This window comes from Pseudomonas sp. PI1, assembly GCF_000812405.1.
Taxonomy (GTDB): domain Bacteria; phylum Pseudomonadota; class Gammaproteobacteria; order Pseudomonadales; family Pseudomonadaceae; genus Pseudomonas; species Pseudomonas citronellolis.
Genome location: NZ_JWMC01000102.1, coordinates 71,038 through 84,809, shown reverse-complemented (window position 1 = coordinate 84,809; position 13,772 = coordinate 71,038). Strand labels below are relative to the sequence as shown.

Below are 13,772 nucleotides of genomic sequence, written 5' to 3'. Positions count from 1 at the left end.
CGCTACCGCCCTCGTCGAGGGGGCTACCCGCCCGGCAGCGCGGCTTTCCCTCCAGGCATTCCATGCCTTGCGTCCACCCAAACGGCGGACGCCGCGGCGGGGCTACCCTCCCCGCCGCTTCCTTGAATACCGGAACCGGCCCAGGGCCGGCGAGCTAGAGCAGAACAAGGCGGAGACAGGCGAGAGCGCGGAGTTTACGCGCGGTAAATGAGCAAGCTCTCGCCTGTTTCCAACGCAGTTATGCCGACGCGCAGCCGACCATGGGCCGGTTCCTACAGGAACCAGCGGTATTCCCGCGCACTGACCTCGTCCATGAATTCCAGATGGTCGTGGCGCTTGTTCTCGCAGTAGACGAAGACGAACTCGCTGCCGAGCCCTTCCTTCACTATCGGATGGTTCTCCATGGCCGCCACCGCGCCGAGCATGTCGCGGGGGAAGTCGATGCCGCTGTCGCGGTCCTCGTTCAGCGGGGCGATGGGTTCCTTGCCCGCTTCCAGACCGTATTCCATGCCGGTGAGGATGGCCGCCAGGACCAGATACGGGTTGGCGTCGGCGCCGGCCAGGCGGTGCTCGATGCGCAGGTTCCTGCCGTCGGACTCGGGGATGCGGATGCAGGCGTCGCGGTCTTCGAAGCCCCAGCTGGCCTTGCTCGCCGCGTTCACCCGCGAGCCGTAGCGGCGGTAGGCGTTGTGGTTGGCGGCGAAGATCGGCATGCAGTGCGGCAGCAGCTCCAGGCAGCCGGCCACGGCGTGGCGCAGCGGGCGCTGGCCCTCGCCGTCGAGCAGGTTGCGGCCGTCGCGGTCGTACAGGCTGACGTGGACGTGCATGCCGCTGCCCGGCGCATGCAGGTAGGGCTTGCTCATGAAGCTGGCGCGGTGCCCGTGCTTGAGCGCCACGCCACGGGTGGCGCGGGTGAACAGCGCGGCCTGGTCGGCGGCGTGCAGGCCGTCCTCGCAGTGGGCGAAGTTGATCTCGAACTGGCCCGGGCCGATCTCGGCGGTGATCACGTTGGCGTCCACGCCCTGCTCGCGCGAGGCTTCGACGATTTCATGCAGCACGTCGGAGAAGCGCGACAGGCGCTCGATGTGCATGTTCGGCTGGTCGTCCTCGTCGTCGCACAGCGGGTCGCGCGGGTACTGCGGCAGGCCGTCCTTGAGTTTCCTGTCGAACAGGTAGAACTCCAGCTCGAAGGCCACCACCGGGCGGATGCCCTTGCCTTCCAGGCGCTTGAGCACACGCGCCAGCACTTCCCGCGGTTCGAACTCGATGGGCGCCTCGGTGCCGTCGGAGCTGATGATCATCTGCCCCAGTGGCTGGCTCTCCCAGCGCACCGGCTTGAGCGTGCCGGGGATCAGCCGGCGCGGCGCGTCCGGGTCGCCGTCGTTGAAGCAGTAGTCGCCGATCGGGTGCAGGCCGCCCTGCACGCCCAGCAGCACGCAGTTCTGCGGCAGTTTCAGGGGCGAGCCGGCGGCGACTTTCTCCAGCATGTCCACCGGGTAGCGCTTGCCGTAGAAGTGCCCGGGGATGTCCAGGCAGATCAGGTCGACGTAGCGCACGTCCGGGTTCTGGGCGCGGAAGGCGCGTACTTCGCTGAGCAGGTCGGGGAAGGTTTGGCGGTTCATCTTCTTGGTGCCTGTGTCGGGCGCGGCCGGATGCCTTCAGGTGAAGATCCAGAGCACCCTCGTTGGTTTGTCTGTCAGGTTGCCGTAGCGGAATTTCGCGTGCGGCGGCAGCTGGAAGCTGTCGTTGGGGTAAAGGGTGACGGTCTCGTCCTGGTACCAGAGGGTCAGTTCGCCCTCCAGCACGAAGCCGCCCTGTTCGGAGCTGTCGTTGAGGTGGTCCTCGCCGCTGGTGGCGCCGGGGGCGAGGATGCTGTCGAGCATCGAGAAGCCGCCGGACATGTTCGGCGAGGCGAGGATGTCGGTGATGCCGCCGGCGTAGTACAGCGTGCGGCGGTCGGCCGGGCGCGTCACCCAGGCCAGCTCGCGCGCCGGCCCCTCGGCGTAGAAGTAGGTGGTCGGCACGCCGAGGGCTTCGCTGATGGCCGTCAGGTCGGCCACGGTGGGGCGCGACAGGCCGCGTTCGACCTGGGAGAGGAAGCCCACCGAGCGGCCGATGCGCTCGGCCAGGGCACCGAGGGTCAGGTTCTTGTGCTTGCGCAGGTCGCGGATGAGGGTCGCGAGGTGTTCGTTCTGGTGTTCTTGCATAGGCGCTTTCCGGCTCGGATCAGAAGAAGTCCCGCAAGCGATACCAGGCTTTGCCGACGGCTTCCAGTGGCGCGGCGAAGCGCTGGCCGCCGGGGAAGCCGGGATTGCTCAGGCGCTGGTACAGGTCGAGCTCCTCGCTGCGCCCCAGCATCGCCTGGCTGACGGCGTGGGCAGCGGCCAGGCTGGGCAGCACGCCATGCCCGGAATAGCCCTGCAGCCAGTAGAGGTCGCCGCGGCGGCCGACGTCCGGGGTGCGCCGCATGCTGCAGTCGATGTGCCCGCCCCAGGCGTATTCCAGCTCCACCCCGCGCAGTTGCGGGAACACCCGCTCGACGTAGGGCCGGGTGGCGGCGCGGATGTCCGAGGGCATTCCGCCCAGGTAGGTGCAGCCGCCGCCGAACAGCAGGCGGTGGTCGGGGGTGAGGCGGAAGTAGTCGAGGACGAACTGGTTGTCGGTGACGCAGCAGTTCTTCGGCAGCAGCGAGTGCGCAAGCTCCGCGCCCAGCGGCGCGGTGGCGACCTGGTAGGTGCCCACCGGCAGGATGCGTGCGGAGACTTCCTTGTCCAGGCCGTCGATGTAGGCGTTGCAGGCCAGCACCAGGGCGGCGCAGCGGATGCTGCCGTGCTCGGTCTCGACGAGATAGCCGTTGCCCTGCTCGCTGTAGCGCAGCGCGCGGGTCTGCTCGAAGGTGCGCCCGCCGGCCTTCTCCAGCGCGCCGGCGAGGCCGTAGGCCAGTTTCAGCGGGTTGAGGTGCGCGGAATTCGGGTCGTACAGGCCGGCCAGGTAGCGTTCGCTGGCGATCCACTGCGGCAGCTCGGCGCGGGAAACCATCTGCAGGCCTTCGTAGCCCCAGCGGCGCGCAGCCTCGCCCTGCCACTCTTCGAGCATGCCGACGCGGCGCGGCAGCACGGCGGTCCACAGGTGGCCGACGCGGTAGTCGCAGTCGAAGCCGTGGCGCTGCGGCAGGTCACGCATTTCCCGCGCGGCCCAGAGCATGCCTTGCCACAGGCGCAGGGCGCCTTCATGGCCGAGGTCGGCCTCGATCGGCCCGAGGTCGCTGGACCAGCCCGGCAGCGCCTGGCCGCCGTTGCGCCCGGAGGCCGCCCAGGCGATGCGGCTGGCCTCGATGACGCAGACCTGGCGGCCGCCTTCGGCCAGTTGCAGCGCGGTGTGCAGGCCGCTGAAGCCGGCGCCGATCACCAGCACCTCGACCTCCAGCGCATCCGTCAGCTGCGCGCGGGGCTGCAGCAACTCCGGGTTGGCGGCGGCGTAGTAAGTGCCGACGGGCTGGCTGGATTGCAGGAACATGGCGACCTCGTGAAATTGTCATGCTTGTTTTTCATGAAAACTAACACACCTAATTTCATGAAGCCAGCCCGGCACAAATCCACAGCGACCCGCGGCAGCCCAGCCAAGGGGAAGCCTGACCGTGCGCGCGGGATGACAGACGCCCATCTATTGCTATGTTCTTAGGAGATAAAAAGGCCGCCGGACGCGGTTCGGTCGGGCGTACAGGGGATAACCGGATGAATCGGATGCTGAAGCCGCAGCCTTATTGCAAGAATTGCCGACTGGCACCGCCCACCCTCAGCGACGACAAGCTCCAGGAGCTGGAAGCCCTCATCAAGCCCGGTCACCTGCTGCACAAGGGCGACCACCTGTTCCGCCAGGGCGACGCCTTCCACAACGTCTACCTGGTGCGGTCCGGCTCGCTGAAGACGGTGACCACCAACGAGCAGGGCCTGGAGAAGATCACCGGCTTCTATTACGCCAACGAGATCTTCGGCTTCTCCGGCATGGACGAGGGCCGCTACCCGGTGTCGGCCATCGCCCTGGAAAGCACCCTGTGCAGCGAGATTCCCTTCGACCAACTGGAGCTGCTGTCGCAGCAGATTCCCGGGCTGTCGCACCAGCTGCTGCTGATGATGAGCCGCAAGATCCGCGAGGACCAGCAGATGAAGCTGCTGCTCTCGCGGCTCAACGCCGATTCGCGGATCGCCGCCTTCCTGCTGAACATTTCCGCGCACTTCCGCGAGCGCGGCTTTTCCGCCCTGCGCTTCCGCCTGAGCATGTCGCGCCACGAGATCGGCGACTACCTGGGGCTGGCGGTGGAGACCGTGTCGCGCAGCTTCACCCGCCTGCAGAAGAACGGCCTGCTGCGGGTCAACGGGAGGGAGACGGAGATCGTCGACTTCACCGAGCTGTGCGCGCTGGCGGGGGGCGAGATCGAACTCTGAAGCCCTGCCTTTCCCTCGTAGGATGGGTTGAGCCTGCGAAACCCATGCGGTCATTGGCGATGGGTATCGCTACGCTCAACCCATCCTACGGTGTGTGTTCGCCTGAGGGTGTAAGCGGGCCCTGCCCGCGATTCGCGCGCAGGGCGCGCTCCTACATGGGCTACGCCATGGCTGGTGCAGCGTAGGAACGGATTCATCCGCGATGCGGCCGGCAGGCCGCCGCCGGTCCCGGGGCAGAACGCCCCGGCCGGGAATAAAAGCCGCCCCGATGGACCAAAACGACGTCCGGGGGCGGGCGCGAGGCAGGTTGTGGGCAGCCGCCGCGTCAGGCGGGGCCGCTGCCCAGGCATTCAGGGCCCTGCAGGCGGGCCGTCCAGTCTTCCACCACGCCACTGGCCAGGCGTTGCGCGGCGGTCTTGCGCCAGCGCAGCGAGAGCGCGTCGCACGCCATCATCTGGCGCAAGCCGCAACGCTCCAGCGGTTCGCCGAAATACCAGCGCAGCAGGCTGGCGACGCTCAGCTGCGGGTAGTGCCGCTGCACCAGCTCCAGCGGCGCGGCGGCGCTGACCATGCCGGCGCGGCGCACCCGGTAGAACCAGCCGCAGCGGCCCTGCTGCTGCAACTCCAGCGGCAGTTCCGGAAGGTTCCAGCGGCGCCCCAGGCGGTAGCACGGCGAACGCGGCTGGCTGACCTCGATCAGCGCATCGCCCCAGCGGAACAGGTCGCCGATGCACACATCCGCCTCGCTGACGCCGAAGGTCGAGAGGTTCTCGCCGAAGGCCGGTTGCTGCCAGCGCTGTTGCGGGTGCTGCTTGCGCCAGTGGCGGTAGTGCTCGGCCGGGTAGTGGTGCAGCGCGCGGTCGAGGCCGCCGTGGTGGCGCAGGTCGGCCTGTTCGTCGCCGGGCAGGCCTTCGCTGCCCAGCCAGACTTCTTCGCGGCTTTCCAGCTTGTCGATGGCGCTGACCAGACCGCCCCAGCACTCTTCGACTTTGCCTATGAAAACACCCTGGATGACGATGCCTTCCACCTTTGTCTACCCGTCTGCAGCAGCGGACAGGCACTAGACTAGAGCCTCGGATAGCCTCCTATCCATTTCGATTTTCCAGTTTCGTTGATAAGCCAAGCTTATGGATTTCCGCCAGCTCCGCTATTTCGTCGCGCTCTACGAGGAAGGCCACGTCGGCCGTGCCGCCGAGCGCCTGGCCCTGTCGCAGCCGGCGCTGTCGCAGCAGATCCGCCAACTGGAGCGGAGCCTGGACGTGGCCCTGTTCCAGCGCGTCGGCAAGCGCCTGGTGCCGACAGTGGCGGCACACACGCTGTACAACCATGCCGTGCCCCTGCTCGAAGGCCTGGAGCGCGCCCACGAGGCCCTGCGCGGCTTCCGCGGCCAGGCCGCGCGCAGCCTGGCCATCGGCGTGCTGCAGACGGTCAACGCCAGCCTGGTGCCCTATCTGGTGGAGCGCCTGCACGCCGCGCAGCCGCATTTGCAGGTGCGCATCTACGAGCTGTCCGGGGTGGAGATCGAACGCCGGCTGCTGGCCGGGCAGTTGGACATCGGCATCGGCTTCCTGCCGCCGCGCCAGCCGGCGCTGCACGGTGTGGAGCTGTACCCGGACGAGCTGCAACTGGTGATCCCCGCCGACCACCCGCTGCGCGAGTTCAAGAAGGTGTCCCTGGCCCAGGCCGCGGAGCTGCCGATGCTGCTGCTCGGCGAGGAATTCCGCGCCCGGCAGATCTGGCAGGAACAACTGGCCGCCATCGGCCGCCGGCCGCGGGTGCAGGCCGAGCTGAACCACATGAGCGGCATCCTCGACAGCCTGCCCCACAGCCGCTTCGCCACGGTGCTGCCGGGCCGCGCGCGGCAACTGCACAGCAACCGCGACCTGCTGTGGAAACCGTTGAGCGAGCCGCGCATTCCGCTGAGCGTGGGGCTGGTGTACCGCGATGCGCAGCGCCAGCACAGCACCGTTGAGTTGCTGCGCTCGCTGCTGGAAGGCGTGGTGCAGAGCTTTTCGTAGGCGCACCGGTCTTGCAGGCCGCGCCAGAGTGCTCTTCGTAGGATGGGTTGAGCCTTGGCGAAACCCATGCGGTCGTGGCGATGGGTATCGCTTCGCTCAACACCATCCTACGGGTCGTTGTGTTTGCCGGAGGGCGTAGGATCTCATCCGCGCCATTCCCCTTGTAGGAGCGCGCCCTGCGCGCGAATCGCGGGCAGGGCCCGCTCCTACAGGTTGCCGGGAGGCACGGTATTCCTCCCCCGTAGGAGCGGACCTTGTCCGCGATAGCCGGGCGTCCCGGCGCGGATCGCGGATGAGATCCGCTACGCCGCCCCACCCGCACCGTCCCCCTGTAGGAGCGCGCCCTGCGCGCGAATCGCGGGCAAGGCCCGCTACAGTTGGCCGGGCAGGAAAAATCGCAGGCAAAAGAAAACCCCGCCTTGCGAGCGGGGTTTTGCAGACCGATATCCTGACGTCCGTGCTGGCCACCGTCCGTGGTGGAATCCCTTTCTTTCCGTTTTGTCGTTGGCGCTTCCTGCGCAATGTCCTGACTGAGGAGAAGGTTACCCCTCGCGCCGACGAGCTGATAGACGCCAAATGACACCACGACGTGTAAGCCTAGGCTTACAAAACCGTTGCACCCCTGAAACGACAAGGCCCCGCCGAAGCGGGGCCTTGTCAGGTTGCGCCGATCAGAACTGCGCAGCGTCGAGCAGGTACAGCGACTCGCTGCCGGCTTTCACCGAGGCGGTCAGGGAGTGGATGCGCGGCAGCAGGCGGGCGAAGTAGAAGCGCGCAGTGCCCAGCTTGCTGGCGTAGAAGTCGTCCTGGCCTTCCTTGCCCAGCGCCGCGCGGGCCATCAGCGCCCACATGTAGGCGTAGGCGGTGTAGCCGAACACGTGCAGGTATTCGACCGAAGCCGCGCCGATCTCGTTGGGGTTGGCCTTGGCGCGGTCCAGCAGCCAGGCGGTCAGTTCTTCCAGGTTCTGCACGGCGGCGTTCAGCGGGCCGGTGAACTCGGCCAGCTCGGCGCCGGCCGAGGCGGTGAAGGCGCGGATTTCGTCGCTGAACAGCTTGGCGAAGGCGCCACCGCTGCCGACGATCTTGCGGCCCACCAGGTCCAGCGCCTGGATGCCGTTGGTGCCTTCGTAGATCTGGGTGATGCGGCAGTCGCGCACCAGTTGCTCCTGGCCCCACTCGCGGATGAAGCCGTGGCCGCCGAAGATCTGCTGGCCGTGCACGGTGGTTTCCAGGCCCATGTCGGTGAGGAAGGCCTTGGCCACCGGGGTCAGCAGCGCCACCAGGCTCTCGGCGCGCTGGCGCACGGCGGTGTCTTCGCTGTACTTGGCGGTGTCCAGCTGCATGGCGACGTAGCTGGAGAAGGCGCGGCCGCCCTCGTTCAGCGCTTTCATGGTCAGCAACATGCGGCGCACGTCGGGGTGCACGATGATCGGGTCGGCGGCCTTGTCCTTGGCCACCGGGCCGGTGGGCGCGCGGCTCTGGATGCGCTCGCGGGCATATTCCACGGCGCTCTGGTAGGAACGCTCGCCGGTGGCCAGGCCCTGGATGCCGACGCCCAGGCGCTCGTAGTTCATCATGGTGAACATGGCCGCCAGGCCCTTGTTCGGCGCGTCGACGATCCAGCCGGTGGCGCCGTCGAAGTTCATCACGCAGGTGGCCGAGGCCTTGATGCCCATCTTGTGCTCGATGGAGCCGCAGGACACGGCGTTGCGCTCGCCCAGGGAGCCGTCCTCGTTGACCAGCACCTTGGGCACCAGGAACAGCGAGATGCCCTTGGAGCCGGCCGGCGCGTCGGGCAGCTTGGCCAGCACCAGGTGGACGATGTTCTCGGTCAGGTCGTGCTCGCCGCCGGTGATGAAGATCTTGGTGCCGCTGACCTTGTAGCTGCCGTCGGCCTGGGGCTCGGCCTTGGTGCGGATGATGCCCAGGTCGGTGCCGGCGTGGGGCTCGGTCAGGCACATGGAACCGGCCCAGGTACCGGCGTACATGTTCGGCAGGTACTTGGCCTTGAGCTCTTCGCTGGCGTGGTTGAGCAGCGACAGGCAGGCGCCGGCGGTAAGCATCGGGTACAGGCCGAAGGACAGGTTGGCCGAGTTGACCATTTCCTCGACCTGCGCGCCTATCACCTTGGGCATGCCCATGCCGCCGAACTCCGGCGAGCCGCCCACGCCCACCCAGCCGCCTTCGGCGTAGGTGCGGTAGGCCTCGGGGAAGCCGGCCGGGGTCTTCACGCCCTCGGCGCTCCAGCTGCAGCCTTCCTCGTCGCCGCTGCGGTTGAGCGGGGCGATCACGCCCGCGGTGACCTTGCCGGCTTCCTCGAGAATGGCGCCGGCGGTATCGACGTCGACGATCTCGGCCAGGCCGGGCAGTTCGGCCCAGAGCTTACTGACCTCAAAGACTTCGTTGAGGACGAATTGCATGTCGCGCAGGGGTGCTTTGTAGTCAGCCATGTTGGGAATCCTCGAGCGAAACAACGGCTGAACAAGCAGCCAGCGGTATTCAGGATAGAAGGTACGCAAGGGTACGCCGGCGGAGCTTACTCCGCAAACACTTCAGAGACATAGCGTCATGTTGTGACCGAATAATTAATTATTGGTCACAATATTTATCCACCGGACAGCCAGCGGCCCCGGCCGCCCTGGGGCAACCGGGGCCGCTGGCAGCGCGATCAGAGCGCGAACTGCTCGGCGGACAGGCGCATCAACGTCTCGCCGCCGGCTTCCACCGCCGCCAGGTGCGCCGCGGCGCGCGGCAGCAGGCGGGCGAAGTAGAAGTCCGCGGTGGCCAGCTTGGCCTGGTAGAAGTCCGCCTCGGCGGCGCCCTCCTCCAGTTTCTGCCGGGCCACCAGGGCCATGCGCAGCCAGAAGTAGCCGAGGGTGACGTAGCCGGAGAACATCAGGTAGTCCACCGCCGCCGCGCCCACTTCGTCGGGGTTCTTCATGGCCGCCATGCCGACCTTCTGGGTCAACTCGCCCCACTGCTTGTTCAGCGCCGCCAGCTGCGCCACCTGGGCCTTGAGCTGCGGGTGCTCGGCGTTGGCCTGGCACAGCTGGTGGACCAGCTTGGTGAAGCCCAGCAGCAGCTTGCCCTGGCTGCCCAGCACCTTGCGGCCCAGCAGGTCCAGGGCCTGGATGCCGTTGGTGCCTTCGTAGATCGGGGCGATGCGGCAGTCGCGCACCAACTGCTCCATGCCCCACTCGCGGATGAAGCCGTGGCCGCCGAACACCTGCATGCCGTGGTTGGTCACCTCCAGCCCGGTGTCGGTCATGAAGGCCTTGCAGATCGGGGTGACGAAGGCCAGCAGGTTGGCCGCCTGCTCGCGTTCCTCAGCGTTGTCGGACAGGTGCTCGATGTCCAGCAACTGCGCGGTGAAGTAGGCCAGGGCACGGTTGCCCTCGTTGAAGGCCTTCATGGTCAGCAACATGCGCCGCACGTCGGGGTGGACGATGATCGGGTCGGCCGGCTTGTCCGGCGCCTTGGGCCCGGTCAGGGCGCGCATCTGCAGGCGTTCCTGGGCGTACTTCACGGCGCCCTGGTAGCTCACTTCGCCGAGGCACAGGCCCTGCATGCCGGTGCCCAGGCGCGCGTGGTTCATCATGGTGAACATGCAGGCCAGGCCCTTGTTGGCCTCGCCGATCAGGTAGCCGGTGGCGCCGTCGAAGTTCATCACGCAGGTGGCCGAGGCCTTGATGCCCATCTTGTGCTCGATGGAGCCGCAGGCCACGGCGTTGCGCGCCCCGGCCTCGCCGCTGGCGTCGAGCAGGAACTTGGGCACGATGAACAGCGAGATGCCCTTGGTGCCGGCCGGCGCGTCGGGCAGCTTGGCCAGCACCAGGTGGATGATGTTCTCGCTCAGGTCGTGCTCGCCGGCGGAGATGAAGATCTTGGTGCCGCTGATGGCGTAGCTGCCGTCGGCGTTGGGCACGGCGCGGGTCTTGATGATGCCCAGGTCGGTGCCGCAGTGCGGTTCGGTCAGGCACATGGTGCCGGTCCAGGTGCCGGCGGTCATGCGCGGCAGGTAGGCCTGCTTCTGCTCGGCGCTGCCGTGGGCGTGGATGGCGGCCATGGCGCCCTTGGTCAGGCCGGGGTACATGGCCCAGGAGCAGTTGGCCGCGCCGATCATCTCGCTGACCAGCAGGCCGAGGGAATGCGGCAGGCCCTGGCCGCCGTAGGCCGGGTCGGAGGACACACCGTTCCAGCCGCCCTCGACGTACTGCGCGAAGGCCTCCTTGAAGCCCTTGGGCGTGGTCACCACGCCGTTGTCGAAGTGGCAGCCTTCCTCGTCGCCGGAGCGGTTCAGCGGGGCCAGCACCTGCTCGCAGAACTTGGCGCCCTCCTCGAGGATGGCGGAAACCATGTCCGGGCTGGCATCGGTCGCCCCCAGGGCCTGGTAGCGGCCGGCGAAATCGAAGACTTCGTCGATCAGGAAGCGCATGTCGCGCAGGGGTGCCTTGTACTCGGGCATGGCGGTTCTCCAGTCGGTTCGGCGCCAAAACGGCGCGGATCAACCCCGAACCTACTGTGCGCCGGAAAGCCCCGGCAATCACTCTGCGCGCGATGAATGCGCGGCCATAACCGGCGCCTGGCCGACACTGCGGCCACACACGAAAAAGCCCGCCGGAGGGCGGGCTCGATCAGGCAAAGACTACTTCCACCCGGCCCTCACGGCGTGAACGGGGTGCGGCCTTGACCACGATCTGCACGTCACGTCCGAGCCGGGCCAGGCAGTCGATCATCTTGGCCTCGCTGATGCCTCTGAATTTCCCACGCAACATGTCGGAAACCTTGGGTTGAGGGAGCCCGAGGATTTCCGCCGCCTGGGTCTGGGTCAAGTGGCGGGCCTTGATGATGCTGCCGATCTTGGATGCCAGCCTGGCCTTGACCTGCATCTCGCCTGCATCGGCCCTGCCGAGGTCGGCATAGACGTTGCCGCTGCCTTCTTCGAACTCAATCATTCTCTACGCTCTTCGCATGGGCTTGCGCATCCTTCAGCCTTTTCCTGATCAGCTCCAGGTCGTGCTGCGGAGTCTCTATGCCCTTGGTCGATTTCTTCTGGAAGCAGTGCAGAGCATAGACCGCCCTTGCAAATTTCACTGTATAGACCGCTCTATAGGTGTCGCCATCATGGTCTTCGACAACCCCCAGCACGCCGGCACCCGAGAAGCCTTTCATCGGCTTGGCCTGGGGATGCTTGCCACCTTCCTGCGCCTGGTGCAGGGCAAAGCCGAACACATCCTGGACATCGTCAGGCATATCCAGAAGATCCCTCTTGCTGCTGCCCATCCAGATCAACGACTTCACTGATGGCTCGGCTTCCTTGTGAATGGCCGAACGAATCTATACCCATATTGGTATAGCGATCAAGCCGTGCGCCAAGAAGTGCAGGCGTGGAAACGAAAACACCCTGCGAGCACTGGGCTCGCAGGGTGCTTTCTGAGCAACCCGCCATGCAGCGGGCTGACGGCAGCGGCAGGATCAGTAACCGAGGGAGAAATCTTCCTCGGCCATGTCCATCAGGTTGCCGGCGCCGGACAGCATGGCGGCGACGTGGGCGCGGGTACGCGGCAGGATGCGCTGGAAGTAGAAGCGCGCAGTCTGCAGCTTGGCCTTGTAGAAGCCCTCCTCGCTGGTGCCGGCCGCCAGTTTCTCGGCAGCCAGGCGCGCCATGTCGGCCCAGAAGTAGGCCAGGCAGGCGTAGCCGGAGAACATCAGGTAGTCCACCGACGCAGCGCCGACTTCCTCGCGGTCCTTCATGGCGGCCATGCCGACCTTCATGGTCAGCTCGCCCCACTCCTTGTTCAGCGCGGCCAGCGGGGCGACGAATTCCTTGACGGCTTCGTTGCCTTCGTTGGCCTGGCAGAACTTGTGCACGATCTTGGTGAAGCCCTTGAGCGCCTCGCCCTGGGTCATCAGCACCTTGCGGCCCAGCAGGTCCAGCGCCTGAACGCCGGTGGTGCCTTCGTACAGCATGGAGATGCGGCTGTCGCGGACGTTCTGCTCCATGCCGTGCTCGGCGATGAAGCCGTGGCCGCCGTAGATCTGCACGCCGTGGTTGGCCGCTTCGAAGCCGACTTCGGTCATGAACGCCTTGGCGATCGGGGTGAGGAAGGCCAGCATCGCGTCAGCGGCTTTCTTCTGCTCTTCGTCCTGGCTGCGCTGGACGATGTCGACCTGCTTGGCGGCGAAGTACAGCATGGCGCGGTTGCCTTCGGCGAACGCCTTGGCGGTCAGCAGCATGCGGCGCACGTCCGGGTGCACGATGATCGGGTCGGCGGCCTTTTCCGGGGCTTTCGGGCCGGTCAGCGAACGCATCTGCAGACGCTCGCGAGCGTAGGCGATGCCACCCTGGAAACCGATCTCGGCGTGGGCCAGGCCTTGCAGCGCGGTGCCCAGGCGAGCGGTGTTCATGAAGGTGAACATGCAGTTCAGGCCCTTGTTCGGCGGGCCGATCAGGAAGCCGGTGGCGGCGTCGAAGTTCATCACGCAGGTGGCGTTGCCGTGGATGCCCATCTTGTGCTCGATGGAGCCGCAGGAAACGGCGTTGCGCTCGCCTACGCCGCCTTCTGCGTTGGGCAGGAACTTCGGCACGATGAACAGCGAGATGCCCTTGGTGCCCTGCGGGGCGTCGGGCAGGCGGGCCAGCACGATGTGGACGATGTTGTCGGCCATGTCGTGTTCGCCGGCGGAGATGAAGATCTTGGTGCCGGTGACCTTGTAGGTGCCGTCGGCCTGGGGCTCGGCCTTGGTGCGCAGCATGCCCAGGTCGGTGCCGCAGTGCGGCTCGGTCAGGCACATGGTGCCGGTCCACTCGCCGGACACCAGCTTGGTCAGGTAGGTGGCCTGCTGCTCCGGGGTGCCGTGGGCGTGCAGGGTGTTCATGGCGCCGTGGGACAGGCCCGGGTACATGCCCCAGGACCAGTTGGCCTGGCCGATCATTTCGCTGATGGCCATGCCCAGGGATTCCGGCAGGCCCTGGCCGCCGTGCTCGACGTCATGGGCCAGGCTCGGCCAGCCGCCTTCGACGAATTGCTGGTAGGCCTCTTTGAAGCCGCTGGGGGTCTTCACGCCCTCGGGGCTCCAGGTGCAGCCTTCCTGGTCGCCGACGCGGTTCAGCGGGGCGATCACCTGTTCGCAGAACTTGGCACCCTCTTCGAGGATGGCATTGACCATGTCCGGCGTGGCGTCCTGGGCGCCCGGCAGGTTCTGGTAGTGCGCTTCGTAGCCCAGCAGCTCGTCGCGAACGAAACGGATATCACGCAAGGGGGCCTTGTAATCAGGCATAGCGGTAAACCTCTACGAAGGGTTCTGG

11 protein-coding genes are annotated in these 13,772 nt (G+C 66.8%); 2 read left to right on the top strand and 9 right to left on the bottom strand.

The genetic code is table 11. The features are described from left to right. Positions 1–272: 272 nt before the first annotated feature. Genes RN02_RS30625 through RN02_RS30615 form a run of 3 tightly spaced genes read right to left on the bottom strand, consistent with a single transcriptional unit; the run spans position 273 to position 3,516 of the window. A complete protein-coding gene (locus RN02_RS30625; protein ID WP_043319203.1) occupies positions 273–1,622 on the bottom strand; it encodes a glutamine synthetase family protein in 1,350 nt (449 codons plus the stop codon). A gap of 36 nt (positions 1,623–1,658) precedes the next feature. After that, on the bottom strand, positions 1,659–2,207 hold the full coding sequence (locus RN02_RS30620; protein ID WP_043319201.1) for a helix-turn-helix domain-containing protein: 549 nt from the start codon (positions 2,205–2,207) through the stop codon (positions 1,659–1,661). Positions 2,208–2,226: 19 nt separating this feature from the next. Beyond that, complete coding sequence (locus RN02_RS30615) at positions 2,227–3,516, bottom strand: NAD(P)/FAD-dependent oxidoreductase (protein WP_043319198.1); 1,290 nt, start codon at positions 3,514–3,516, stop codon at positions 2,227–2,229. A gap of 227 nt (positions 3,517–3,743) precedes the next feature. Between RN02_RS30615 and RN02_RS30610 the strand changes: the two genes are divergently transcribed. Beyond that, complete coding sequence (locus tag RN02_RS30610) at positions 3,744–4,445, top strand: transcriptional regulator FNR (RefSeq protein WP_009615508.1); 702 nt, start codon at positions 3,744–3,746, stop codon at positions 4,443–4,445. Positions 4,446–4,770: 325 nt separating this feature from the next. Here the strand turns inward: RN02_RS30610 and RN02_RS30605 are convergent, their stop codons facing one another. Beyond that, positions 4,771–5,472: an MOSC domain-containing protein gene (locus RN02_RS30605; protein ID WP_043319196.1), complete on the bottom strand. Its 702-nt coding sequence runs from the start codon at positions 5,470–5,472 to the stop codon at positions 4,771–4,773. Positions 5,473–5,572: 100 nt separating this feature from the next. Here RN02_RS30605 and RN02_RS30600 point away from each other — a divergent pair, with 100 nt between their 5' ends. Then, a complete protein-coding gene (locus RN02_RS30600) occupies positions 5,573–6,463 on the top strand; it encodes a LysR family transcriptional regulator (protein WP_043319194.1) in 891 nt (296 codons plus the stop codon). Between the two features lie 671 nt (positions 6,464–7,134). Here the strand turns inward: RN02_RS30600 and RN02_RS30595 are convergent. The 5 genes from RN02_RS30595 to RN02_RS30575 form a co-directional block, all read right to left on the bottom strand. Continuing rightward, on the bottom strand, positions 7,135–8,913 hold the full coding sequence (locus tag RN02_RS30595; RefSeq protein ID WP_043319192.1) for an acyl-CoA dehydrogenase C-terminal domain-containing protein: 1,779 nt from the start codon (positions 8,911–8,913) through the stop codon (positions 7,135–7,137). A 218-nt stretch (positions 8,914–9,131) separates the two neighbouring features. Continuing rightward, on the bottom strand, positions 9,132–10,928 hold the full coding sequence (locus RN02_RS30590) for an acyl-CoA dehydrogenase C-terminal domain-containing protein (protein WP_043319190.1): 1,797 nt from the start codon (positions 10,926–10,928) through the stop codon (positions 9,132–9,134). Between the two features lie 169 nt (positions 10,929–11,097). Continuing rightward, positions 11,098–11,418, bottom strand: a complete 321-nt coding sequence (locus tag RN02_RS30585) for a helix-turn-helix domain-containing protein (protein ID WP_043269347.1) — start codon at positions 11,416–11,418, stop codon at positions 11,098–11,100. Next, on the bottom strand, positions 11,411–11,716 hold the full coding sequence (locus RN02_RS30580) for a type II toxin-antitoxin system RelE/ParE family toxin (RefSeq protein ID WP_043319301.1): 306 nt from the start codon (positions 11,714–11,716) through the stop codon (positions 11,411–11,413). The genes RN02_RS30585 and RN02_RS30580 overlap by 8 nt, the downstream gene beginning before the upstream one ends. Before the next feature lie 222 nt (positions 11,717–11,938). Next, positions 11,939–13,744, bottom strand: coding sequence for a phenylacyl-CoA dehydrogenase (locus tag RN02_RS30575; RefSeq protein WP_043319187.1), 1,806 nt, complete (start codon positions 13,742–13,744; stop codon positions 11,939–11,941). Between the last annotated feature and the right edge of the window lie 28 nt (positions 13,745–13,772).